Source organism: Mycobacterium sp. 852014-52450_SCH5900713, assembly GCF_001667075.1.
Taxonomy (GTDB): Bacteria; Actinomycetota; Actinomycetes; order Mycobacteriales; family Mycobacteriaceae; genus Mycobacterium.
The window spans coordinates 152,323-174,165 of record NZ_LZIL01000011.1; the positions used below are offsets into that span (position 1 = coordinate 152,323).

Sequence of the window (21,843 nt, forward strand, 5' to 3'; positions counted from 1 at the left end):
GCCGCCGTCAGCAGCTGCTGGCGTGAATCTTCGTGAGCAGCGCAGGGTCTGACGGCTCGGTGGCCCCGGGACGCAGCGTGGCCAACACGGCATCGATGTCGTCGTTGTGGGCCAGCGCGGTGAAGTCCGTACCCAACGCCAGGTCGACGGAGTCGTCGGCGCGGCTGTCGTTGAACAGCTCCATGCACGGCGCCACCAACCAGACCGCTGCCGCGGTGGCCTGCCCCGCCGTCCCGAACCGGATCTGGCCCTGGCAGGTCAGCCGCGTGCCGGCATACAGAGGATCGTTAGCGGCCGTCGGCTGGGCAAACCCGAGGTCTTTGAGGGCGCCTGAGACGTCGCCGGCCTGCCCGCCACGGCCGCTGGCGTTGAGCACGCGGACCTTGGTGTCGCTGAGTTTGGCGGGTGTGACGTCCATCATCGCGCTTCGCGACACCTGCTCACCGAGCTGAGCCGGCGCCCCGGACCCGGCCCCTTTCGGCGGCGGGTTGCACACCGCGACCTCGTGCACCTTCGCCGGCCGGGTCAGTGCGATCGTCCACACCACGGCCGTCACCACCACCAGGAAAACGACGACGACGATGGCGGGGCGGGGATTGCGTCGCCGGAAGGGCCGGCCGTGCTTGTCGAAGGCGGTACCCTCGGTGATTTGTGCGACCACAGGTGCACTCTAGTCACACCCTAAACGCACTGTTCAAAGGCGAACGCAAGGGCAAAGATGGGTGTGTGACGTAAATCACACATAACCGGGCGGCCATCCGGGCACGAATCATTTGGTGGATGCGTTCGACGCTGGTACAAAGCGATGCCTGAGACACGAGGCATGAAGAGGCAATAGGGCAGGGGAAACGAATATGCCTACCGACTACGACGCTCCACGGCGTACCGAGACCGACGACGTCTCGGAAGACTCGCTGGAGGAGCTCAAAGCGCGACGCAACGAGGCGGCTTCGGCCGTGGTGGACGTCGACGAATCCGAAACCGCTGAGTCTTTCGAGCTGCCCGGCGCCGATCTGTCCGGGGAAGAACTGTCAGTTCGCGTCATTCCGAAGCAGGCCGACGAATTCACCTGCTCGAGCTGTTTCCTGGTGCAACACCGCAGCCGGTTGGCCAGCGAGAAGAACGGCCTGATGATCTGTACCGACTGCGCGGCCTGACCGGGCTTCGGGATCAGCTGCGCAATGCCGAAAGCACCCGCTCGGGGTGGCGGCAACTCACCAGCCAGTACGGCGTCGGGTCGTCCGGGTCATCGAGGACGACCAGGATCATCGGCCCGATCCATGCCCGATGCAACACGAAAGCGGCCGGGTCGAGTTGGCGGCCCAGGGCCGCGGACTTGGCCGACGGGGCGACCGCAGCGGACCGGGCGATCACGGTGACCGGCAGGTGCGCCTCGCCGGCCCACAGTTCGACCCCGCCAGGGACGTTCGGGTCGGCGGTCACCCGGATCTCGACGCGGCCCAGCCACAGCAGGGCTCCGGCCGCCACCGCGAAGAGCGTTGCGTACGGCAACCAGGAAGGCCGGGGGGCGACACCCATGTTGACTTCGAAAGCGATCAGCCCCGCCAGCCCGAAGGCCAGCGGCCACCACCACCATGGCACCCACAGTCGTTCGCGATATCGCACACTGTGCGGCGCGACGCGCGTACCGGACACGCAGTCAAGGGTAATCTGTGGCCCCGTGTCGACCAGTCTCGCCATCGTCCGTCTTGATCCCGAGCTTCCTCTGCCCACGCGCGCCCACCAAGGCGACGCCGGGGTGGACCTCTACAGCGCGGAAGACCTCAAGCTGGAACCCGGGCGACGCGCCCTGGTCCGCACGGGCGTGGCCGTGGCGATCCCGTTCGGGATGGTCGGGTTGGTGCATCCCCGTTCGGGATTGGCGTCGCGCGTGGGGCTTTCGATCGTCAACAGTCCGGGAACCATCGACGCGGGCTATCGCGGCGAGATCAAGGTCGCGCTGATTAACCTCGACCCCACCGAGCCCATCGTGGTGCACCGCGGCGACCGCATCGCCCAGTTGCTCGTGCAGCGGGTCGAGCTGGTAGAGCTGGTCGAGGTGTCGTCGTTCGACGAGGCCGGCCTCGCCGACACATCCCGTGGCGACGGTGGCCACGGTTCCTCCGGCGGACATGCGAGTTTGTGATGGCACTCAACAGACGTTCCAGCAACGACGACAGCGACGAGTCGGTGGACGCAGTCGCCGATCCGATCGACGAAGAGTTCGACGAAGAACTCGACGGCCCGTTCGACATCGACGATTTCGAGGACCCGTCGGTCGCGGAGCTCGCGCGCCTGGACCTGGGCTCGGTGCTCATTCCGATGCCGGAGGCCGGCCAGCTGCAGGTCGAACTGACCGAGACCGGCGTTCCGAGCGCCGTGTGGGTCGTCACGCCCAACGGCCGCTTCACCATCGCGGCCTACGCGGCGCCGAAGACGGGCGGCCTGTGGCGCGAAGTGGCCAGTGAACTCGCGGATTCGCTGCGCAAGGACTCGGCCAAAGTCAGCATCAAGGACGGCCCCTGGGGTCGCGAAGTGGTCGGCTCCGCCTCCGGTGCGGTGCGCTTCATCGGAGTCGACGGCTACCGGTGGATGATCCGCTGCGTCATCAACGGCCCCCACGAGACCATGGAAGCCCTCGAGCAGGAGGCGCGAGCGGCGTTGGCGGACACCGTGGTTCGCCGCGGTGACACACCGCTTCCGGTGCGCACGCCGTTGACCGTGCAGCTGCCCGAGCCGATGGCGCAGCAATTGCGGGAAGCCGCGGCCACCCAGCAGGCCCAGCAGGCGGAGGCGCAACAGGCCCAACAAGGCGAGGAGCAGGAGGGGTCCAACCAGCCGGCGGCGCGCCGCAGCGTCGACGGTTCGGCCATGCAGCAGCTGCGCACCACCTCCGGGGGCTGAACCAAAGCCGCTAGCTCAGCTCGGCGAGAGCGGCCAGGCATGCCGCGCCCAGCGCGGCGGGGTCCGAGCCGATCTGGTCGAGCGTCACCGTCCGCAGCGCGGCCCGCGGCGCGGCGGCGACCCACTCCACACCGACCTGGAGTGGGTGGATGGGATCGTCGACGGCGGATGCGACAGCAAGTGGCACGGCCAGCCGGGCCAGCTCGGCGTGGTCGGGCGCCACATGGCCGGCGGCTTCGTCCATGGCGTCGGGCAGTTGTGGCCACTGGGCGCGCCACGACCGCGCCAGCTCGTCGGCCAGCCACGGCGGGCTGGACGCCCGCATCTGGTTGGTCGTCGCCTCCAGTCCGTCGGCACGGAGCTGCGATGCCGTATGCCGCGCCGCGAGTGCCGCGGGCGCCGTTTCGGGCTCCCCGGCCCAGGCCGGCAGCGCGGCCAGGACGGCGACCGCCGTGTCCGGGTGCGCCAGTGCCCAGGCGACCGCCACCGCCGCGCCGATCGAGACGCCGCCGACGGCGATCGGGCCCGTGCGCGCGGCGGCATCCAAAGCGGACACGTAGCCGTCGATCAACCGATCCGGGTTGGGCGGCGGGGTCACCAGCAGGGCACCGGCCTCGCGCAACGGACCCGAAAAAGCCCGGCGAACGTAGTCGTCGTCGGACCCCGTGCCGGGCAGCAAGACGGTCGTGACACCCCGCAGATCGACAGTCATCCCCTGATATTGCCCCGGCGTTCAGTTGTGCCCAACAGCGGTGTTTGAGTCGGTTGGCGCGCGGGAACCAACAGGTCTACGGTGTCCGTTGGCATAAATGGAAGCGCCAAGGCTTATCGGCATTGTCAGGAGGGGCCATGGGGGCCCAGGGATATCTGCGCCGGCTCACCCGCCGCTTGACGGAGGCTCCGGAGCAACGCGACTCGGAGGAGTTGTCCGACGAGGTCGCACTTACCGGCGCGCAACGAGTCATCGATTGCGAGCGTGGCCAAGAGGTCACCATGGTCGGCACGCTGCGCAGCGTGGAATGTAACGGCAAGGCCTGTGCGGGCGGTGTCCGCGCCGAGCTGTTCGACGGCAGCGACACCGTCACTTTGGTCTGGTTGGGCCAGCGCCGGATACCCGGCATCGACTCGGGCCGCAAGCTGCGGGTGCGGGGCCGGCTGGGCAAGCTGGAGAACGGCACCAAGGCCATCTACAACCCGCACTACGAAATTCAGCGGTGACTCGACCCGCCGATCGGGGGTCAAGTCCGGGACCGCATGAGTCGGGCTCGCCCGAACCCGCGAGCGCCAGCCGCATCACACCGGAACGTCTGCTGGGGCAGGTGGGTGGCGTCAGCGGTGTCATCTATTCGTCGCTGCCCGTTGTGATCTTCGTCATTGCTTCGAGCGTGTCCGGCTTGCTCGTGGCGATCGGGTCCGCGCTGGCCGTCGCCGCGCTGGTGTTGGTATGGCGGTTGATCCGGCGCGAATCGCCGCAGCCGGCATTCTCGGGCTTCTTCGGCGTCGCCATCTGCGCGCTCATCGCCTACATCGTGGGGGAGTCCAAGGGTTACTTCCTGCTGGGCATCTGGATGTCATTGGCGTGGGCGGTGGTGTTCGCCGTGTCGGTCGTCATCCGACGGCCTCTGGTCGGCTACGCGTGGAGCTGGGCCAGCGGGCGTGGTCGCGGATGGCGCGACGTGCCCCGGGCCGTCTACGCGTTCGACATCGCCTCGGTCTGCTGGGTGCTGGTGTTCGCCGCCCGGTTCGTCGTCCAGGGCCTGCTTTATGACGCCGACCAGACCGGGTGGCTGGCGGTCGCGCGGATCGCGATGGGGTGGCCACTGACCCTTGCGGCCGCGCTGGCGACGTACGCGGCGATCAAAGCGGTGCAGCGTGCCCTGCCGGCGGTCGGTGACATCGGCGTCCAGGTCGACGCCGATCCCGTCCGGGACTAGCCCTCGAGCGGCGGGCCATCCGGCAGCAGGAGCTTGCGCAGGTCCTCTTCGACCTCCGCGACCGCGACGAAGAGCAGCTCGTCGCCGCCCTCCAGCGGCTCGTCCGCCTCGGGCACGATCACGCGCGGGCCGCGCAGGATCGTCACCAGCGAGGCGTCCCGGGGCAGTTGCAGGCGGCGCACCGGCTTGCCGCCCCAGGGCGTGTCGTCGGGCAGGGTGATCTCGACGAGGTTGGCCTGCCCCCGACGGAATTCCATGAGCCGCACCAGATCACCGACGGCGACGGCCTCTTCGATGAGCGACGCGAGCATGCGCGGCGTGGACACCGCGACATCCACGCCCCAGGCGTCGGTGAACAACCACTCGTTGCGGGGATCGTTGACCCGGGCCACGACCCGCGGCACCGCGAATTCGGTCTTCGCCAGCAAGCTGAGCACGACGTTGGCCTTGTCGTCGCCAGTCGCGGCCACCACGACGTCGAAGTCCTGTAGGTGCACCGATTCCAGCAGGCTCAGCTCGCAGGCATCGCCGAGCCGCCAGTGGGCGGCGGGGATGGCGTCGACGTCGACGTGATCGGGGTTGCGCTCGATGAGCGTCACGTCGTGGCCGTTGCCGATGAGTTCGCGACTGACGGAGCGGCCGACCGCGCCGGCGCCGGCGACAGCTACCTTCATGTTCGCCGCTCCTTAAACCCGGCTGCGCCGGCTTCTTCGTCGTCGGCGGTCTTCATATTCGCCGCTCCTTAACCGAGGTCTTCACTGGGTGGCATGGCCGCGATGGCGATGGCCTCGGCCGCACGGCCGGAGATCGCGGCGACGTAGACCTGATCGCCGGCCTGGATGACCGTCTTCGGTTCCGGCAAGACACCGGCACCGAACCGGATCAGGAACGCGACGCGGGCGCCGGTGGCCTGCTCGAGATCGGTGACCCGGTGCCCGATCCACTCCTCGTGCAGGACGACCTCGGCGACGACCACGGTGCCGGTCGGGTCCCGCCATTTCGCGGTCTCGGTGTCGCGGAGCAGCGCGTTGAGCAGGCGGTCGGTGGTCCAGGGCACGGTGGCGATGGTCGGGATGCCGAGGCGTTCGTAGACCTCGGCGCGCTTGGCGTCGTAGATCCGGGCGACGACGCGCTTGACGCCGAAGGTCTCCCGGGCCAGCCGCGCCGAGATGATGTTGGAGTTATCCCCGGATGACACGGCGGCGAATGCGTCGGCCTCCTCGATGCCGGCCCGCAGCAATACGTCCCGGTCAAACCCCTGCCCCAGGACCCGCTCCCCGGCGTACTCGGGGCTGAGCCGGTTGAAGGCGGTGCTGTCGCGGTCGATGACCGCGACATCGTGGCCGATCCGCGATAACCCGTCGGCCACCGAGGAACCGACGCGGCCGCAGCCCATCACCACTACTCGCACTTTCCGATCCTCTCGGCTGCGTCCTGCGTCCCCGATCGGCAACCGACGTCGGCCAGCCGATTTCGGGTCGGCAAACATTCTCGAATACGAAGCTACCGCCAAACCCTTGTGGGCTTACTCTTGGCTCTCGTGTCCAAACTTTCAACCGCAGCGCGTCGGTTGCTAATTGGCCGGCCGTTTCGCAGCGACCGGCTGAGTCACACCCTGCTGCCCAAGCGGATCGCCTTGCCGGTGTTCGCCTCCGACGCGTTGTCCTCGGTGGCGTATGCGCCCGAAGAGGTCTTCCTGATGCTCTCGGTGGCCGGCCTGTCCGCGTACGCGTTGACGCCCTGGATCGGCCTCGCCGTGGCCGCGGTGATGCTGGTCGTGGTGGCCAGCTACCGGCAGAACGTGCACGCCTACCCGTCGGGCGGGGGCGACTTCGAGGTGGTCACCACCAACCTCGGTGACACCGCCGGCCTGGTGGTGGCCAGCGCTCTGATGGTGGATTACGTTCTCACCGTTGCCGTTTCGACGGCGTCGGCGATGTCTAACATCGGCTCCGCCATCCCGCTGGTGGCTCAGCACAAGGTGTGGTTCTGCGTGGCGGCCATCCTGCTGGTGATGGCGCTGAACCTGCGCGGAATCCGGGAGTCCGGGCTGGCGTTCGCCATTCCGACCTATGCGTTCATCGTCGGCGTCTTCATCATGATCGGCTGGGGCCTGGTCCGGATCTTCGTGCTGGGCAACCCGCTGCGCGCGGAGTCGGCCGGCTTCCAGATGCACGCCGAGCACGGCCAGGTCGTCGGCTTCGCGCTGGCATTCCTGGTGGCGCGGTCCTTCTCCTCGGGCTGCGCGGCGCTGACCGGTGTGGAGGCCATCAGCAACGGCGTTCCGGCCTTCGAGAAGCCCAAGTCGCGCAACGCGGCGACGACGCTGCTGATGCTGGGGGCGATCGCGGTGGCCCTGCTGATGGGCATCATCGTGTTGGCCCAGCAGATCCGCGTTCAGCTGGTCGAGGATCCCGCCACACAACTGGCCGGCGCCCCGCCGGGCTACTACCAGAAGACCCTGGTCACCCAGCTGGCGGAAACGGTGTTCGGCAGCTTCCACATCGGCTTCCTGCTGATCGCCACGGTGACCGCGCTCATCCTGGTGCTGGCGGCCAACACCGCGTTCAACGGGTTCCCAGTGCTCGGCTCGGTGCTGGCGCAGCACAGTTACCTGCCGCGCCAGCTGCACACCCGCGGGGACCGGTTGGCGTTCTCCAACGGAATCCTGTTCCTGTCCGGCGCCGCGCTGCTGGCCATCATCGCGTTCCGCGCCGAGGTCACCGCCCTGATCCAGCTGTACATCGTCGGGGTGTTCATTTCGTTCACCCTGAGCCAGATCGGCATGGTGCGGCACTGGACCCGATTGCTGCGCACCGAGACCGACCCGCGTGCGCGCCGCAAGATGATGCGCTCCCGGGTCGTCAACACGGTCGGATTGCTCTCCACCGGCGCGGTTTTGTTGGTCGTCCTGGTGACGAAGTTCGTCGCCGGCGCGTGGATCGCGCTGTTCGCGATGGGTTTGCTGTTCGGGATGATGAAGATGATCCACCGGCACTACGGCACCGTCACCCGGGAACTGGAGGAGCAGGCCGCCGCCCAGCACGACGTGGTGTTGCCCAGCCGCAATCACGCGCTGGTGCTGGTATCCAAGCTGCATCTGCCGACGCTGCGCGCGCTGGCCTACGCCCGGGCGACCCGCCCCGACGCCCTCGAGGCGGTCACCGTCAGCGTGGACGACGGGGAAACCCGCGAGTTGGTGCACCAGTGGGAGGAAAGCGACATCAGTGTGCCGCTCAAGGTCATCGCCTCGCCGTACCGCGAAATCACCCGCCCCATACTGGATTACGTCAAGCGGGTCAGCAAGGAATCGCCGCGCACCGTCGTCACCGTGTTCATCCCCGAGTACGTGGTGGGCCATTGGTGGGAGCAGGTGCTGCACAACCAAAGCGCGCTGCGGCTCAAGGGCCGGCTGTTGTTCATGCCCAACGTAATGGTGACTTCCGTTCCGTGGCAACTGAATTCGTCGGAGCGGCTGCAGACGCTGGAGCACCACGTGGCTCCGGGGGACACTCGTCGGGGAATCTTCGATTGACCCGCGAATCCCCCCGCGCACCCGCGGCGGTGCTGCCCCCGCACGAGGAGCTCACGTTGGTCACCCGCGCCCCGGCCAACGGCGGCAGCTGCGTGGCGCACCACGAGGGGCGCGTGGTGTTCGTCCGTTACGCGTTGCCGGGTGAGCGGGTGCGGGTGCGGGTCACCGCCGACCGTGGATCTTATTGGCACGCCGAGGTTGTCGAGGTGCTCGAGCCGTCGGCCGACCGCGTCGAGTCGCTGTGTCCCATCGCCGGGGTGGACGGTGCCGGGTGCTGTGACCTCGCGTTCGTCGCCCCGGAGGCGGCCCGCGCGATCAAGGCGCAAGTGGTGGTCAATCAGCTGGAGCGGCTGGGCGGACACCGCTGGAATGGCGAGGCGGAACCGCTGTCGGACTCCGGGCCGACGGGTTGGCGCACCCGGGTCCGGCTCGACGTGGGCGCCGACCGCCGCGCCGGGTTTCACCGGTATCACAGCGACGAGCTGGTGACCGACCTGCGCTGCGCGCAGTTGCCGGCCGGCATGCTCGACGGAATCGCCGAATCCGACTGGCCGCCGGCCGCCCAGCTGCACGTCGTCGTGGACGACGACGGTGCGCGCCACGTGGTGCGCACGCTGCGGCAGGGCAGGAAGACCGCGACCAAGGTCGTCGAGGGCAGCTACGAGGCGGTGCAGCGCGTCGACGGCCGCAGCTGGCAGATCCCGGTGACGGCCTTCTGGCAGGCGCACCGCGGCGCGGCGACGGTGTACAGCCGCCTGGTCGCCGACTGGGCCCAGCCCGGCACCGGCGCGACCGCGTGGGACCTGTACGGCGGCGCCGGCGTTTTCGCCGCGGCGCTCGGCGCGGCGGTCGGGGAGTCCGGTCGGGTGCTGAGCGTCGACACCTCGCGCGCGGCCACGCGCGCCGCCCGGGCCGCGCTGGGCGACCTGCCGCAGGTGCACGTCGTCACCGACTCGGTGCGGCGGGTGCTCAACGCGCAACGATCCGGCGCCGATGTGGCGGTGCTGGATCCGCCGCGCGCGGGGGCCGGGCGCGAAATCGTCGATCTACTGGCCGCCGCCGGCGTCCCGCGGATAGTGCACATCGGTTGCGAGGCAGCATCTTTCGCCCGCGACATCGGGCTCTACCTCGGCCGCGGCTATGCCGTCGAGAAGATCAAGGTGTTCGACGCGTTCCCGCTGACTCATCACACCGAATGCGTCGCGCTGCTGACCGCTGGCAATTAGAAGAAGGGCGCCGCAGCCGATAGACTCCATCGCGGTGTGCCGGGAAGTCTGGTCGGCGATGTCCCTGTCGACCAACCGAAAGGCACGAGTGCCTACCGACAAAGCGCCGTCGCGTCTGCGGGTGCCGCGATCGTGAACGATGGTCTGCGGTTCGCGCTCATCATCTTGTTCTCCAGTGCGGTAGGTCTGGTCGCTGTCTTGGCGAACCGCCTGACAGAGCGGGTCAAGGTCCCCGTTCCACTGCTCGTGCTCGTCGGGACGGCAGCGGTGGTGCACTCCGTGCCCGCGGTGCAACCACCGTCCGAGCGGATCGTGCAACAGGTAATCACCATCGCCCTGGTGCTGGTGCTGTTCGACGGCGGAATGCATATCGGGCCTTCTCGTTTCCGCGCGGCGGTGGCCCCCATCCTGTCGGCCGGCGTCGTGGGCACCGCCCTCACCGCCGCCGGCGCAGCCTTGGTCCTGCACTACGCATGCGGAATCAGCTGGTTCCCCGCGGTGCTCGTCGCAACCGCCGTAGCCCCCACCGATCCGGCCGTGGTGTTTTCTGTCCTGGGCAAACGCGAGATCAGAGGCCGCAGCAGCACCATCTTGGAGGGCGAGTCAGGCGCCAACGATCCTGTGGGCATCTCGTTGATGTCCGGCCTGATCGCTGCCGGCGGCCTCAGCGCGGCCGGATTCGCCAGCGTCGGAACTCAATTCGCTCTGCAGATGGCGATCGGCCTGGGCGTCGGGGTGATCGGCGGCCGCGCCTTGCTCGTCTTCATGCGCCGCGTGGCGCTGCCGAGCGAAGGTCTCTATCCGCTACGAACGCTGGCATCCATCCTGATGCTGTACGGCATCGCCACGCTTGCACACGGATCGGGATTTCTGGCGGTGTTCGTCGCCGGCATCGTGATCGGCGACGCTCGCGCGCCCTACAAGCCGGAGATCAAGCGATTCCACGCCGCCTTGGCCGGTCTGGCCGAGATCGTCGCGTTTGCCATTTTGGGTTTGACCGTCGACCTCAACGTGCTTACCCATCCCGATGTCTGGATTCCCGGGCTCGTCCTCGGTGTGGCCCTAACATTGGTGATTCGCCCGTTGGCGGTGGGTTCCTGCCTGGTTCCAGTCCGACTGCAGCGAAACGAACGCGTCTTCATCCTGTTCGCCGGCCTCAAAGGGGCGGTGCCGATCCTGCTCGGCGAGTTGCTGCGCGCCGCGCACATTCCCAACGCCGAACGCCTCTACGGCATCGTCGTCGTCGTCGTGATCTTCTCGGTTCTGGTGCAAGGCAGCTCGGTGCCCGGCGTCGCAAGACTGCTGGAACTGCCCATGCGCACCGTGCAGACCCAGCCATGGGAGATAGGTGTGCGGCTCGCGGACGAACCGGAGGGGGTCCATCGCTTCAGCGTTGCCGCGGGCTCTGCCGCCGAGGGGTGCACGGTCGAGGGGCTCAGTGACCGTGTCGGCGACATCTGGGTGAGCATCGTGGTCCGCACCACCGGCCTGGTGCCGGTGCGGGGCGACACCGAACTTCAGACCGGTGACGAGGTCGTCGTGCTGGCGGATCCCGAGCTTCGCGACACCCTGGCCGAGCTTTTCGGGCCCTCGTAGTCCGGCCCTCGTAGTCCGGCGACATCAGGCTCCCTGCTGTTCCGGCGCTCGCTGCGTAGACTATCGGGATGCTGGAACAGATCCGCGGGCCCGCTGATCTGCAACACCTGTCCCAACAGCAGCTGCGCGAACTGGCCGCCGAGATCCGCCAGTTCCTGATCCACAAGGTCGCTGCGACCGGGGGACACCTCGGGCCCAACCTCGGCGTCGTCGAACTGACGCTGGCGCTGCACCGGGTGTTCGACTCGCCGCATGATCCGATCGTCTTCGACACCGGTCACCAGGCATACGTCCACAAGATGCTGACCGGGCGCTCGCAGGACTTCGAAAGCCTGCGCAAAAAGGGCGGGCTGTCGGGCTATCCCTCGCGCGCGGAGAGCGAACACGACTGGGTCGAGTCCAGCCACGCCAGCGCGGCGCTGTCGTACGCCGACGGCCTGGCCAAGGCGTTCGAGCTGACCGGCCACCGCAACCGGCACGTGGTCGCCGTGGTCGGCGACGGCGCGCTCACCGGCGGCATGTGCTGGGAGGCGCTGAACAACATCGCGGCGTCGAAGCGGCCGGTGATCATCGTGGTCAACGACAACGGCCGCAGTTATGCGCCGACGATCGGCGGCGTCGCCGACCATCTGGCCACCCTGCGGCTGCAGCCGGCCTACGAGCACGCCCTGGAGAGGGGCCGCGAAGCGGTGCGCTCGATGCCGTTCTTCGGCGAGCTCGCCTACCGGTTCATGCACAGCGTCAAGGCCGGCATCAAGGACTCCCTGTCACCGCAGCTGCTGTTCACCGACCTCGGGTTGAAGTACGTGGGACCGGTCGATGGCCACGACGAACGCGCGGTGGAGATGGCGCTGCGCCACGCGCGGGGCTTCGGCCGGCCGGTGATCGTGCACGTCGTCACCCGCAAGGGCATGGGTTTCGGCCCGGCGGAGGACGACGAAGCCGAGCAGATGCATTCCTGCGGCGTCATCGATCCGGTCACCGGGCAGGCCACCAAGGTCGCCGGTCCCGGTTGGACCGCCACCTTCTCCGACGCGCTGATCGGCTACGCCAGGAAGCGCCGCGACATCGTGGCCATCACCGCGGCGATGCCCGGTCCGACCGGCCTGAGCGCCTTCGGGCAACAGTTCCCGGATCGCTTGTTCGACGTCGGAATCGCCGAGCAGCACGCGCTGACGTCGGCCGCAGGGCTGGCGATGGGCGGCATGCACCCGGTGGTGGCCATCTATTCGACGTTCCTCAACCGGGCCTTCGACCAGATCATGATGGACGTGGCGCTGCACAAGCTGCCCGTCACCATGGTGCTCGACCGGGCCGGGATCACGGGTTCGGACGGCGCCAGCCACAACGGCATGTGGGACATGTCGATGCTGGGCATCGTTCCCGGCATGCGGGTGGCCGCGCCCCGGGACGCCACCCGGTTGCGCGAGGAACTCGGCGAGGCGCTCGACGTCAACGACGGGCCGACGGCGCTTCGGTTCCCCAAAGGCGATGTGGGAGAAGACATTCCGGCCCTCGAGCGGCGCGCGGGTGTCGACGTGCTCGCCGTCCCGGCCGCCGGGCTGAACCACGACGTGCTGCTGGTGGGTGTCGGCGCGTTCGTCCCGATGGCGCTCGAGGTCGCCAAGCGGCTACACAACCAGGGGATCGGCGTTACGGTGATCGACCCGCGTTGGGTGCTGCCGGTGTCCGAGGGCGTGATCGAGCTCGCCGGGCAGCACAAGCTGGTCGTCACGTGCGAGGACAACGGCGTCAACGGCGGCGTGGGGTCGGCGGTATCGGCGGCCCTGCGGCGCGCGGAGATCGACGTGCCGTGCCGCGACGTCGGCCTGCCGCAGCGGTTCTACGAGCACGCCTCGCGGGGTGAGCTGCTGGCCGACCTGGGGCTTACGGATCAGGACGTGGCCCGCCGCATCACCGGATGGGTGGCCGCGCTGGGTAACGCCGTCACCGAAGCGGAGATCCGCGAGCACCTCGACTAGCGGCGATCGGGAGCGCGGCGGAGCCGGGCGAACCGGGTCGCCGCTATCGGGACTAGTCGCTTTCGGCCTCCGGCTCGTCGGGCGGTTGCAGCGCCCGGGCCAGAGCGGGATCCACCAATTCGCGCTGCCAGCGCCGGGCCTGCCCGGCCCGCAGAAACGTCTCGACGGCCTCGAAAGGGTCGGGGGCGGGCTCCCAGTCCCAGCACAGCCGTCGCACCAGGTCGGGCGAGACCAGGTTCTCGGTGGGGACGTGCACCTGCTCGGACACCTCCGACAACGCCGCCCGCGCCGCCTCCAGCCGTGCGGCCGCCTCCGGTTTGCGCCTGCTCCACCGCGCCGCCGGCGGGGGCCCGTTTGGCGGTTCGGCATCGACGGGCGGGTTCTTGGTTTGCCGGGCCGACTCCAGCGCCCCCAACCACGTGGCGGCGCTGCGACGTTGATTGCGCCCACCGAACACCGGCAAGGCGGTGAGGTCCTCGATGGTCTTCGGGTCGGCGATGGCGGCCTCGATGATGGCCGAGTCCGGCAGGATGCGTCGCGGTGCGATGTCGCGGCGCTCGGCGATGCGGTCGCGCGTCAACCACAGCTCGCGGACGGCGGCCAGGGCGCGCTGGTCGCGCACCCGATGAATCCCCGACGTCCGCCGCCATCGGTCCCGCCGTGTGGCCGCGCTGGGCTCCCTGGCGCCCGCCACCCGTAGGAAATCGAATTCCTCTGTGGCCCAACCGGTTTTGCCTTGATCGGCCAGCACATCGGCGATCGCGGCGCGCAGCTCGATGAGCAGTTCCACATCCAGCGCCGCGTAATTGAGCCATTCGGCGGGCAGCGGGCGTTTGGACCAATCGGCCGCCCCGTGCCCCTTGGCCAACCCGGAACCGAGCAGCCGCTCCACCATGGTCGCCAGGTTCACCCGTTCGAAGCCGGCCAGCCGCCCGGCGAGCTCGGTGTCGTACAGCGCGGGGGGCCGCAAGCCGACCTCCGCGAGGCAGGGCAGGTCCTGGTCGGCCGAATGCAGGATCCATTCGTCTTCGCTGAGCACCTCGGCGACGGGCCGCAGAGCCTCGAGCGGCTCGGCGCCGTGACTGACGGGGTCGATGAGCACGGTGCCTGCGCCGGCCCGCCGGATCTGAATCAGGTAGGCCCGGTTGGAGTACCGGAAACCCGAGGCCCGCTCGGCGTCCACCGCAAACGGTCCGCGACCACGGTCGAGGAGCTCCGCCGCCTCCTGGATCTGGCGGACGGTCACCGAGAGGTCCGGGATTCCTTCGGCCGGGTGCAGCAGGGGCGTGGGCGCGGATTCGGTGTCGTCGGACGCCGTGCTGCCGGCCCCATGGGCCGCCGGTTCGCACATGTCAGGCGCGTGACCGCGAGCTCAGATCGGTTACGCCGGTCGGCGGGAGACCCGCCGCGTGTTCCAGTACCTCGCAGAACGCCTCGACATGGACGCCGACTTGCGGCGTGGTCGCCGTCCACGACGCCCGCAGCTCCAACTGGTGGGCGCGCGGCGGTCCCGAAATGTCGCCGTAGCGCACCGAGGTGGTGGCGGTGACCGTGCCGCCGAGGGCGGTGACCTGCTCCATCCGCGACTCGAGCGCGTCGACCAGCCAACTCCACGCCACCTCCGGGAGCAGGGGGTCGACGGCCTCGCTGGGGTCCAGGTCGGCCTGGATGTAGGCGACCAGGCGGATGGTGCCGTCCCACGCGTCGGCGCCTTCCGGGTCGTACAGCAGGATCAGGCGACCGAAGGCGTCGCCGTCGGATCGCTCGGGGACGATTTCGCGGTCGGGATGCTTGACCTCGGCCCCCAGCGCGTAGCTGTAGGGCGCCAGTCGTTGCGGCGGGCGGATGGGGCCCAGCTCGATTTCCGGGCGGACGGTGACGCCGTTCATCGCCGCTACCGCCTCGCGGAATGGCTCCGGTTCAGCTGAGGTCACTTGGCGCCGCTCCTGTTCATCCCGGCCACTCTGCGTCGTCGCGGCCCGGGTCATCTGTGCCGCTCCTCCACATCGCTGCCGTCCCCCGCAAGCGGGAGGTGCCCCCACTGCGTCGTCGCGGCGCGGGTCACAGGGTCCGACGGTAGCGCTATCGGGCGACACGCGGAACCAGGCGCGCCGACCGCTACCAACCCGTTACCCGACCTCAACGGCCGGTATCTCCCCTGCTCAGGAGCCATTTCCGCCGGTAAATCGGGCCGGCCGCTTCTCGCGGTGCGCCGCGAGCCCTTCCTGCACGTCGGGGCCGCTGAAGCTGAGGAATTCCAGGCCGAGCGAGGTCTCGAAGGTGGGCGCGAACATGCGGTACCAGGAGTTGAGGCTGTGCTTGGTCCAGCGGATGGCGTCCTGTGCGCCGCGGGCCAGATCCTCGGCGATCCGCGTCGCCGTGGACAGCACGTCATCGTCGTCGACGCAGGTGGACACCAGCCCGATGCGCTCGGCTTCCTCACCGAGCAGCGTCTCGCAGGTGAGCAGGTAGTACTTGGCCTTGGCCATGCCGACCAGCAGCGGCCAGCAGATCGCTGCGTGGTCGCCCGCGGCCACGCCCAGCTTGGTGTGCCCGTCGATGAGTTTCGCGGTGCGGCCCGCCACCGAGACGTCGGCGAGCAGGGCCACCACCAGGCCCGCCCCGACGGCCGGGCCGCGGATGGCCGAGACGACCGGCTTGTCGAAGTTGACCATGTTGAGCACCAGGTCGCGCGCTTCCCGCATGATGCGCATCCGGCCCTCGTAGTCGCCGATGGTTTCGGCGATGAGGTCGAAGCTGCCGCCGGAGGAGAAGGCCTTGCCCTCGCCGCGGACCAGCACGACGCGCACGTCGGGGTCGCGGGCGATCGCCGGCCAGATGTCGGCCAGGTCCCGGTGCATCTGCGGCCCGACCGAATTGAGGCCGGGGGCGTCGAGAACCAGCGTCAGGATGCCTTCGAGACCGGTTGCGTCGCCGACCTCGCAGCGCAGGCTGGGGAACTCGTCGTAATTCACGGGCGGGTGGCTGACTGGCACGGTCGTCGATATTACGCAGCAGCGCCCTCGTGGCAGCATTGAGGACAATGAGTACTCGCCGCGACCTCCCCGAGTCGCCGTATCTGGCCGCCGTCACCGGTGGCAAACCCGGCCGGATCCCGGTGTGGTTCATGCGGCAGGCGGGTCGTTCGCTGCCCGAATACCGGGCGCTGCGGGCCCAGACCGACATGTTGTCGGCCTGCTTCGACGCCGAGCTGGTCTGCGAGATCACCCTGCAGCCGGTGCGCCGGCACGACGTCGACGCGGCGATATTGTTCTCCGACATCGTGGTGCCGCTGCTCGGCGCGGGCGTCGACCTGGACATCGTCGCGGGTGTGGGGCCGGTGATCGCGTCACCGGTGCGCACCGCGGCCGACGTCGATGCGATGAAACCTCTTGACCGCCAACGGATTCAGCCGGTGTCCGACGCCGTCACGCTGCTGGTGTCCGCGCTCGGCAGCGTCCCGCTGATCGGGTTCGCCGGCGCGCCGTTCACCCTGGCGTCTTATCTGATCGAGGGCGGCCCCAGCCGCCACCACGCCCGCACCAAGGCGATGATGCTGGCCGAACCGGATTGCTGGCATGCGCTGATGGAAAAGCTGACCGACATCACCGTGGGCTTCCTGCGGGCGCAGCTGGAGGCCGGGGTGGACGCCATTCAGGTGTTCGACTCGTGGGCGGGCGCGCTGTCGCTCGCCGACTACCGCACCTACGTGCAACCGCACAGCGCCCGGGTTTTCGGCGCGCTGGCCGACTATGGCGTGCCGATGACGCACTTCGGGGTCGGCACCGCCGAACTGCTGGGGGCCATGTCAACGGTAGGCACGACGGTGGTGGGCGTGGACTGGCGGACCTCGCTCACCGACGCGGCCACCCGGGTGGCACCGGGTAACGCGCTGCAGGGCAACCTCGATCCGGTGGTGTTGCTAGCGGGGTGGCCGGCCGTCGAACGGGCTGCCCGGGCCGTGGTCGACGATGGGCGCCGCGCCGTCGACGCGGGAGTGACCGGTCACGTGTTCAACCTCGGCCACGGCGTGCTGCCTGAGACCGACCCCGGTGTGCTGACCGATCTGGTGTCACTGGTCCACTCCCTATGAGTTCGTATTGCGTTGTCGGGGGCGGTATTTCGGGTCTGACGGCGGCATACCGGCTGCGCGCGGCGGTGGGTGACGACGCGGCCATCACCCTGTTCGATCCCGGGGACCGGGTGGGCGGGATCTTGCGCACCGAGCAGGTCGGCGGGCAGACCATGGACCTGGGTGCCGAGGCGTTCATCCTGCGCCGGCCCGAGATGCCCGCGCTGCTGGCCGAGCTGGGCCTGTCGGGGCGCCAGCTGGTCTCCACCGGCGCCCGGCCGTTGATCTACAGCCAGCAGACGCTGCACCCGTTGCCCACCGGCACGGTGGTCGGGATTCCGTCGTCGGCCGCCTCCGTGGCGGGGTTGGTCGACGAAGCGACCGTCGCGCGCATCGAAGCCGAACCCGGGCGTCCTTTCAGCTGGCGACCCGGCAGCGATCCCGCGACCGCCGAACTGGTGGGCGAGCGGTTCGGCGATCAGGTCGTGGCGCGGTCGGTGGATCCGCTGCTGAGCGGGGTGTACGCCGGTTCGGCGGCCACCATCGGGCTGCGCGCGGCGGCCCCCGGGGTCGCGGCCGCCTTGGACCGCGGGGCCACCAGCCTGACGGACGCGGTCCGGCAGGCGCTGCCGCCGGTGAACGGCGCACCCGTGTTCGGGGCGCTGGACGGCGGGTACCAGGTGCTGCTCGACGCGCTCGTCGAGCGCGGCCGGCCGCACCGGGTCCGGGCCGCGGTGCAACGGCTCGAACCGGCCGGCCCCGGGTGGTCGGTGCTGGATGACACCGGCGCCCGATGGCACGCCGACGCGGTGATCCTGGCCGTCCCGGCCCCGCGGGTGGCGCGCCTGCTCGCCGATGTCGCCCCCACGAGCGCCGCTGCCGCGGGCCGGATCACCAGCGCGTCGTCGGTGGTGGTGGCGCTGGCGGTGCCGGGCGACACGCCGTTCCCGCGGTGTTCCGGCGTGCTGGTCGCCACCGGCGAGCCGTTGCGGAGCAAGGCGATTACGCTTTCGTCGCGCAAATGGGGCGCCCGCGGGGACACCCAGCTGCTTCGGCTGTCGGTCGGGCGCTGCGGCGACGACGTGGCTGTCAGCATCTCGGACGACGAACTGCTGGGCTGGGCGTTGAGCGACCTGGTCGACGTGTTCGACCTGGCCGTGGACCCCGTCGATGCCCGCGTGCAGCGCTGGATCGAGGCCATGCCGCAGTACGGACCCGGCCACGCCGAACTGGCGGCCGAGATCCGCGCGGGTCTGCCCCCGACGCTCGCCGTGGCCGGCAGCTACCTCGACGGCATCGGCGTGCCGGCATGCATCGGGGCGGCCGGCCGCGCGATCGAGGCCCTCGACGTGGAAGTGGCACGATAGGTTCCATGGCCAAGCTCGACTACGACACCCTCAACGCGACGATCCGCTACCTGATGTTCTCGGTCTTCTCCGTGCGGCCGGGCGAGCTCGGAGAAGAGCGCGATGCCGTCATCGATGACGCGTCGCGGTTTTTCAAGCAGCAGGAGGAGCGCGGGGTCGTGGTGCGCGGCCTCTACGACGTGGCGGGTCTGCGGGCCGACGCCGACTTCATGATCTGGACCCACGCCGAAACCATCGAGGCGCTGCAGGCCACCTACGCCGACTTCCGGCGCACCACCGCGCTGGGACGGGCCTGCTCGCCGGTGTGGAGCAGCGTGGCGCTGCACCGGCCGGCCGAGTTCAACAAGAGCCACATCCCCGCATTCTTGGCCGGTGAGGAGCCCGGCAACTACATCTGCGTGTATCCGTTCGTGCGGTCCTACGAGTGGTACCTACTGCCCGACGAGGAGCGGCGCCGCATGCTCGCCGAACACGGCATGGCCGCCCGCGAGTACAAGGACGTTCGCGCCAACACGGTGCCGGCGTTCGCGCTCGGTGACTACGAATGGATCCTGGCCTTCGAGGCCCCCGAACTGCACCGCATCGTCGACTTGATGCGCGAGCTGCGCGCCACCGACGCCCGCCGGCACACCCGCGAGGAGACGCCGTTCTTCACCGGCCCGCGCGTGCCGGTCGAGCAGTTGGTGAACGCGCTGCCGTGACAACCGCACCGTTCGACCCCACCGACCCGGCCCGTTTCGAGGAGATGTACCGCGACGAGCGGACGTCGCACGGACTGCCGGCCGCCACGCCGTGGGACATCGGCGGCCCGCAGCCGGTGGTTCAGCGACTGGTCGCTCTGGGCGCGATCAAAGGTGAGGTGCTCGACCCGGGCACCGGCCCGGGCCACCACGCGATCTACTACGCGTCGAAGGGGTATGCGGCCACCGGCATCGACGGGTCGGCAGCCGCGCTGGAGCGGGCCCGCGAAAACGCCCGCAGGGCAGGGGTTTCGGTCAACTTCGAGCTGGCCGACGCCACCAAGCTCGAGGGCATGGAAGGCCGGTTCGACACCGTCGTCGACTGCGCCTTCTACCACACCTTCAGCACCGATCCCGAGCTGCAGAGGTCCTACGTGCAGGCCCTGCACCGGGCCACCAAGCCCGGTGCGCGGCTGTACATGTTCGAGTTCGGCGAGCACAACGTCAACGGATTCAAGATGCTGCGGACGTTGTCCGATAAGGCTTTTCGCGACGTGCTTCCCCTCGGCGGCTGGGAGATCACCTACCTCGGCCCGACGACCTACCTGGTCAACATGAGCGTCGAGCAGATCGAGATGATGGCCGCGCGCAATCCCGACATGGCCGATCAGGTCCATGAATTGCTGGAACAGTTCCGCTTGATGGAACCGTGGCTGGTGAACGGCCGGGTGCACGCCCCGTTCTGGGAAGTGCACGCCACCCGGGTGGACTAGCCCCACCCGCCTTATCGCAACTGGTCCAGTGTCGCGGAACGCAGGAGTAGCTACTCGCCCTTAGGCACCAGGCGCAGCGAGATGGAGTTGATGCAGTAGCGCTGATCGGTCGGGGTGGGGTAGCCCTCGCCGGCGAAGACGTGGCCCAGGTGGCTGTGGCAGTTCGCGCACAGCACCTCGGTGCGCGTCGTGCCCATCGAGTGGTCGGGCCGCAGGATCACCGCATCGGAGTTCGTGGGGTCGAAGAACGACGGCCAGCCGCAGTGCGACTCGAACTTCTCTGTGCTGCGGAACAATTCGGCCCCGCAGGCGCGGCACTGGTAGACGCCTTCGGTCTTGGTGTCGGTGTACTCACCGGTGAAGGGCCGCTCGGTGCCGGCCTGGCGCAACACGTGAAACTCTTCGGGCGTGAGCTTCTGGCGCCACTCGGCATCGGTCAGCTGGAGCTTGGGATTCATGCATCCACGCTAGCGCGCTGACGCCCGGTCGTCAGCCAGGCCGGATCGATGCCCTCGTCCAGCCGGTTCTCGGCCTTCGCGTCCAGATACCGGAACAGCAGCACCGTAAACACCACGATGAGCAACAGCGACCAGCCGTAGGTGATCTTCAGATAGTGCAAGGCGCGGCCGTACCTCATCCACCGGTAGATCAGCCAGTCGTCCAGCGCCAAGAAGCCGTAGATCCCGAGCCACGCCGGCCAGTTGCGGATCAGCGAGTTGGGCAACACCACGGTCATCAGGAACGGGAACAGCATCATCGAGTAGTAGCCCTGGGCCAGCGACAGGACCAGCCACGACCACAGCAACAGCACGCCCGACGAGCTGGTGAACCAGAACAGTGGGTCGCGGGTGCGGTAGTAGCGATACAGCAGCCACATCGCGCCGGTCGCAATGACGGTGAACAGCAGCCGCAGGAACACGATCAGCCACGTGGGCAGGCCGAAGTAGACGCCGTTGCCCTCGATCGAGCTGTTGAAGTAGTCACGCGTGCCAAGGATGTACGGCACCGTCTTGGTGACGAAGTCCATCGGATCGCTGACCAGAGGCCACGCCGCCAGGTTGACCACGACGGGTACGACGATCGCGGGAACCAGCGCCCGCCACTGGCGGTTCAGCAGCGGCAACAACAGCAGCGGCCCGAGCAACGGTTTGAGCGTCAGCGTCAGCCCGATCGCGACGCCGGCCCACCACTGACGGCTGACGCGGCCGTCGAGCAACCAGCGCAGGAACAGCATCTCCGCCAGCAGCACGCAGCCGTTGATGTTGGTGAACACCAGAGTGCTGGTGACGCTTTCGGTGCAGAACATGGCCAGCAGCAAGGCGGGCGCGGCCACCGACGACAGGGCGAATTTGAACATCCGCAGCAGGAGGTACCAGGCCAGCAGGATCGCGACGGTGTTGATCAAAACGAACAGATACCGCGACGGCGTGAAGGACAGGTACCCGAACGGCGCCATCAGCAGCGTCCCGCCGGGCGGGTACAGGTAGTGCGGGTCGACGTAGTCGAAGTGCTCGTTGTAGATGTCCCAGCCGCGCCGGAAGTTCAGCACCGCCCGGTAGACCGGCTTGAAGTCGTCGGTGATGTTGCCGTTGAGGGTGAGGATGATGCTGCGGTGCAGCACCGACATAATCGCCAGGGGCCACAACGCGGACCGCACGATGGTCGCCGCGCTCGGGGGGCCGCTGCGGGGACGAAAGGCGGCCAGGATCCAATCGCGAGAGCCGGCTCGGCTCGATTCAGCTGCCGTCACCAGCGCACCGTACACCGGCGCGCG

General features: G+C 68.9%; 23 protein-coding genes and 1 pseudogene. 13 read left to right on the forward strand and 11 right to left on the reverse strand.

The window, feature by feature from the left end; translation table 11 throughout:
- Positions 1–7 precede the first annotated feature (7 nt).
- On the reverse strand, positions 8–661 hold the full coding sequence (cei, locus tag A5773_RS04525; RefSeq protein ID WP_066950310.1) for an envelope integrity protein Cei: 654 nt from the start codon (positions 659–661) through the stop codon (positions 8–10).
- A 193-nt stretch (positions 662–854) separates the two neighbouring features.
- Between cei and A5773_RS04530 the strand changes: the two genes are divergently transcribed.
- Positions 855–1,157: a DUF4193 domain-containing protein gene (locus tag A5773_RS04530; RefSeq protein WP_007171590.1), complete on the forward strand. Its 303-nt coding sequence runs from the start codon at positions 855–857 to the stop codon at positions 1,155–1,157.
- 13 nt (positions 1,158–1,170) lie between these two features.
- On the opposite strand, the gene A5773_RS04535 is transcribed toward A5773_RS04530, so the two are convergent.
- Positions 1,171–1,656, reverse strand: coding sequence for a DUF3093 domain-containing protein (locus tag A5773_RS04535; protein WP_066950306.1), 486 nt, complete (start codon positions 1,654–1,656; stop codon positions 1,171–1,173).
- A 25-nt stretch (positions 1,657–1,681) separates the two neighbouring features.
- Between A5773_RS04535 and dut the strand changes: the two genes are divergently transcribed.
- Complete coding sequence (dut, locus tag A5773_RS04540) at positions 1,682–2,146, forward strand: dUTP diphosphatase (RefSeq protein ID WP_066950303.1); 465 nt, start codon at positions 1,682–1,684, stop codon at positions 2,144–2,146.
- Positions 2,143–2,904 carry a DUF3710 domain-containing protein gene (locus A5773_RS04545; protein WP_067262326.1) on the forward strand — a complete coding sequence of 254 codons (762 nt, stop codon included), beginning with the start codon at positions 2,143–2,145 and terminating at the stop codon, positions 2,902–2,904. Before dut ends, A5773_RS04545 begins: the two co-directional genes overlap by 4 nt.
- Positions 2,905–2,914: 10 nt before the next feature.
- On the opposite strand, the gene A5773_RS04550 is transcribed toward A5773_RS04545, so the two are convergent.
- Positions 2,915–3,616, reverse strand: coding sequence for a hypothetical protein (locus A5773_RS04550; RefSeq protein ID WP_067262323.1), 702 nt, complete (start codon positions 3,614–3,616; stop codon positions 2,915–2,917).
- A 137-nt stretch (positions 3,617–3,753) separates the two neighbouring features.
- On the opposite strand from A5773_RS04550, the gene A5773_RS04555 reads away from it, so the two are divergent.
- Entirely contained in the window at positions 3,754–4,122 is a 369-nt protein-coding gene (locus A5773_RS04555; RefSeq protein WP_066950294.1) for an OB-fold nucleic acid binding domain-containing protein, read from the forward strand.
- Between the two features lie 74 nt (positions 4,123–4,196).
- Positions 4,197–4,838, forward strand: a complete 642-nt coding sequence (locus A5773_RS04560) for a DUF3159 domain-containing protein (protein WP_067789823.1) — start codon at positions 4,197–4,199, stop codon at positions 4,836–4,838.
- Here A5773_RS04560 and A5773_RS04565 read toward each other — a convergent pair.
- Together A5773_RS04565 and A5773_RS04570 are read right to left on the reverse strand one after the other, a co-directional pair.
- Entirely contained in the window at positions 4,835–5,512 is a 678-nt protein-coding gene (locus tag A5773_RS04565) for a TrkA family potassium uptake protein (RefSeq protein WP_066950292.1), read from the reverse strand. The genes A5773_RS04560 and A5773_RS04565 overlap by 4 nt on opposite strands.
- Before the next feature lie 68 nt (positions 5,513–5,580).
- Complete coding sequence (locus tag A5773_RS04570) at positions 5,581–6,249, reverse strand: TrkA family potassium uptake protein (protein ID WP_156659340.1); 669 nt, start codon at positions 6,247–6,249, stop codon at positions 5,581–5,583.
- A 129-nt stretch (positions 6,250–6,378) separates the two neighbouring features.
- Here A5773_RS04570 and A5773_RS04575 point away from each other — a divergent pair, with 129 nt between their 5' ends.
- From A5773_RS04575 to dxs, 4 genes are all read left to right on the forward strand, one after another.
- On the forward strand, positions 6,379–8,373 hold the full coding sequence (locus A5773_RS04575; RefSeq protein WP_066950286.1) for an APC family permease: 1,995 nt from the start codon (positions 6,379–6,381) through the stop codon (positions 8,371–8,373).
- A 29-nt stretch (positions 8,374–8,402) separates the two neighbouring features.
- Entirely contained in the window at positions 8,403–9,599 is a 1,197-nt protein-coding gene (locus A5773_RS04580) for a class I SAM-dependent RNA methyltransferase (RefSeq protein ID WP_067789660.1), read from the forward strand.
- A gap of 132 nt (positions 9,600–9,731) precedes the next feature.
- Entirely contained in the window at positions 9,732–11,195 is a 1,464-nt protein-coding gene (locus A5773_RS04585; protein ID WP_082948096.1) for a potassium/proton antiporter, read from the forward strand.
- Between the two features lie 68 nt (positions 11,196–11,263).
- Positions 11,264–13,177, forward strand: a complete 1,914-nt coding sequence (gene dxs, locus A5773_RS04590) for a 1-deoxy-D-xylulose-5-phosphate synthase (protein WP_066950280.1) — start codon at positions 11,264–11,266, stop codon at positions 13,175–13,177.
- Positions 13,178–13,229: 52 nt separating this feature from the next.
- Here dxs and A5773_RS04595 read toward each other — a convergent pair whose 3' ends face one another.
- The 4 genes and pseudogenes from A5773_RS04595 to A5773_RS04605 form a co-directional block, all read right to left on the reverse strand.
- On the reverse strand, positions 13,230–14,528 hold the full coding sequence (locus A5773_RS04595) for a ribonuclease D (RefSeq protein WP_067789663.1): 1,299 nt from the start codon (positions 14,526–14,528) through the stop codon (positions 13,230–13,232).
- A gap of 1 nt (position 14,529) precedes the next feature.
- Positions 14,530–15,165: a DUF3000 domain-containing protein gene (locus A5773_RS04600; RefSeq protein WP_066950274.1), complete on the reverse strand. Its 636-nt coding sequence runs from the start codon at positions 15,163–15,165 to the stop codon at positions 14,530–14,532.
- Positions 15,162–15,240, reverse strand: a pseudogene (locus A5773_RS26735) (hypothetical protein); the annotation flags it as partial. The pseudogene A5773_RS26735 and the gene A5773_RS04600, both read right to left, overlap by 4 nt.
- A 99-nt stretch (positions 15,241–15,339) precedes the next feature.
- The gene (locus tag A5773_RS04605) at positions 15,340–16,173 is read right to left on the reverse strand and encodes an enoyl-CoA hydratase/isomerase family protein (RefSeq protein ID WP_066950271.1); all 834 of its coding nucleotides are present in this window, start codon (positions 16,171–16,173) and stop codon (positions 15,340–15,342) included.
- A 47-nt stretch (positions 16,174–16,220) separates the two neighbouring features.
- Here A5773_RS04605 and hemE point away from each other — a divergent pair, with 47 nt between their 5' ends.
- Genes hemE through A5773_RS04625 form a run of 4 tightly spaced genes read left to right on the forward strand, consistent with a single transcriptional unit; the run spans position 16,221 to position 20,069 of the window.
- Positions 16,221–17,270, forward strand: coding sequence for a uroporphyrinogen decarboxylase (gene hemE, locus A5773_RS04610; RefSeq protein ID WP_067789665.1), 1,050 nt, complete (start codon positions 16,221–16,223; stop codon positions 17,268–17,270).
- Complete coding sequence (locus A5773_RS04615; protein WP_067789668.1) at positions 17,267–18,616, forward strand: protoporphyrinogen oxidase; 1,350 nt, start codon at positions 17,267–17,269, stop codon at positions 18,614–18,616. The genes hemE and A5773_RS04615 overlap by 4 nt, the downstream gene beginning before the upstream one ends.
- 5 nt (positions 18,617–18,621) lie before the next feature.
- Entirely contained in the window at positions 18,622–19,317 is a 696-nt protein-coding gene (gene hemQ, locus A5773_RS04620) for a hydrogen peroxide-dependent heme synthase (RefSeq protein WP_067789672.1), read from the forward strand.
- A 44-nt stretch (positions 19,318–19,361) separates the two neighbouring features.
- Positions 19,362–20,069, forward strand: coding sequence for a class I SAM-dependent methyltransferase (locus tag A5773_RS04625; protein ID WP_067789825.1), 708 nt, complete (start codon positions 19,362–19,364; stop codon positions 20,067–20,069).
- A 50-nt stretch (positions 20,070–20,119) separates the two neighbouring features.
- Here A5773_RS04625 and msrB read toward each other — a convergent pair whose 3' ends face one another.
- Both msrB and aftC read right to left on the reverse strand, forming a co-directional pair.
- Positions 20,120–20,527 carry a peptide-methionine (R)-S-oxide reductase MsrB gene (gene msrB, locus A5773_RS04630; protein ID WP_066950260.1) on the reverse strand — a complete coding sequence of 136 codons (408 nt, stop codon included), beginning with the start codon at positions 20,525–20,527 and terminating at the stop codon, positions 20,120–20,122.
- Positions 20,524–21,834 (reverse strand): arabinofuranan 3-O-arabinosyltransferase, encoded by a 1,311-nt coding sequence (gene aftC, locus A5773_RS04635; RefSeq protein ID WP_067789675.1) that lies wholly within the window; start codon positions 21,832–21,834, stop codon positions 20,524–20,526. The genes msrB and aftC overlap by 4 nt, the downstream gene beginning before the upstream one ends.
- Positions 21,835–21,843 lie beyond the last annotated feature (9 nt).

Coding starts and splice junctions, on each gene's coding strand:
- A5773_RS04530 (WP_007171590.1), top strand. CDS start 855: ATGCCTACCGACTACGACGCTCCACGGCGTACCGAGACCGACGACGTC.
- A5773_RS04550 (WP_067262323.1), bottom strand. CDS start 3,616: ATGACTGTCGATCTGCGGGGTGTCACGACCGTCTTGCTGCCCGGCACG.
- A5773_RS04555 (WP_066950294.1), top strand. CDS start 3,754: ATGGGGGCCCAGGGATATCTGCGCCGGCTCACCCGCCGCTTGACGGAG.
- A5773_RS04565 (WP_066950292.1), bottom strand. CDS start 5,512: ATGAAGGTAGCTGTCGCCGGCGCCGGCGCGGTCGGCCGCTCCGTCAGT.
- dxs (WP_066950280.1), top strand. CDS start 11,264: ATGCTGGAACAGATCCGCGGGCCCGCTGATCTGCAACACCTGTCCCAA.
- A5773_RS04595 (WP_067789663.1), bottom strand. CDS start 14,528: ATGTGCGAACCGGCGGCCCATGGGGCCGGCAGCACGGCGTCCGACGAC.
- A5773_RS04600 (WP_066950274.1), bottom strand. CDS start 15,165: ATGACCCGGGCCGCGACGACGCAGAGTGGCCGGGATGAACAGGAGCGG.
- hemE (WP_067789665.1), top strand. CDS start 16,221: ATGAGTACTCGCCGCGACCTCCCCGAGTCGCCGTATCTGGCCGCCGTC.
- A5773_RS04615 (WP_067789668.1), top strand. CDS start 17,267: ATGAGTTCGTATTGCGTTGTCGGGGGCGGTATTTCGGGTCTGACGGCG.
- hemQ (WP_067789672.1), top strand. CDS start 18,622: ATGGCCAAGCTCGACTACGACACCCTCAACGCGACGATCCGCTACCTG.
- A5773_RS04625 (WP_067789825.1), top strand. CDS start 19,362: ATGTACCGCGACGAGCGGACGTCGCACGGACTGCCGGCCGCCACGCCG.
- msrB (WP_066950260.1), bottom strand. CDS start 20,527: ATGAATCCCAAGCTCCAGCTGACCGATGCCGAGTGGCGCCAGAAGCTC.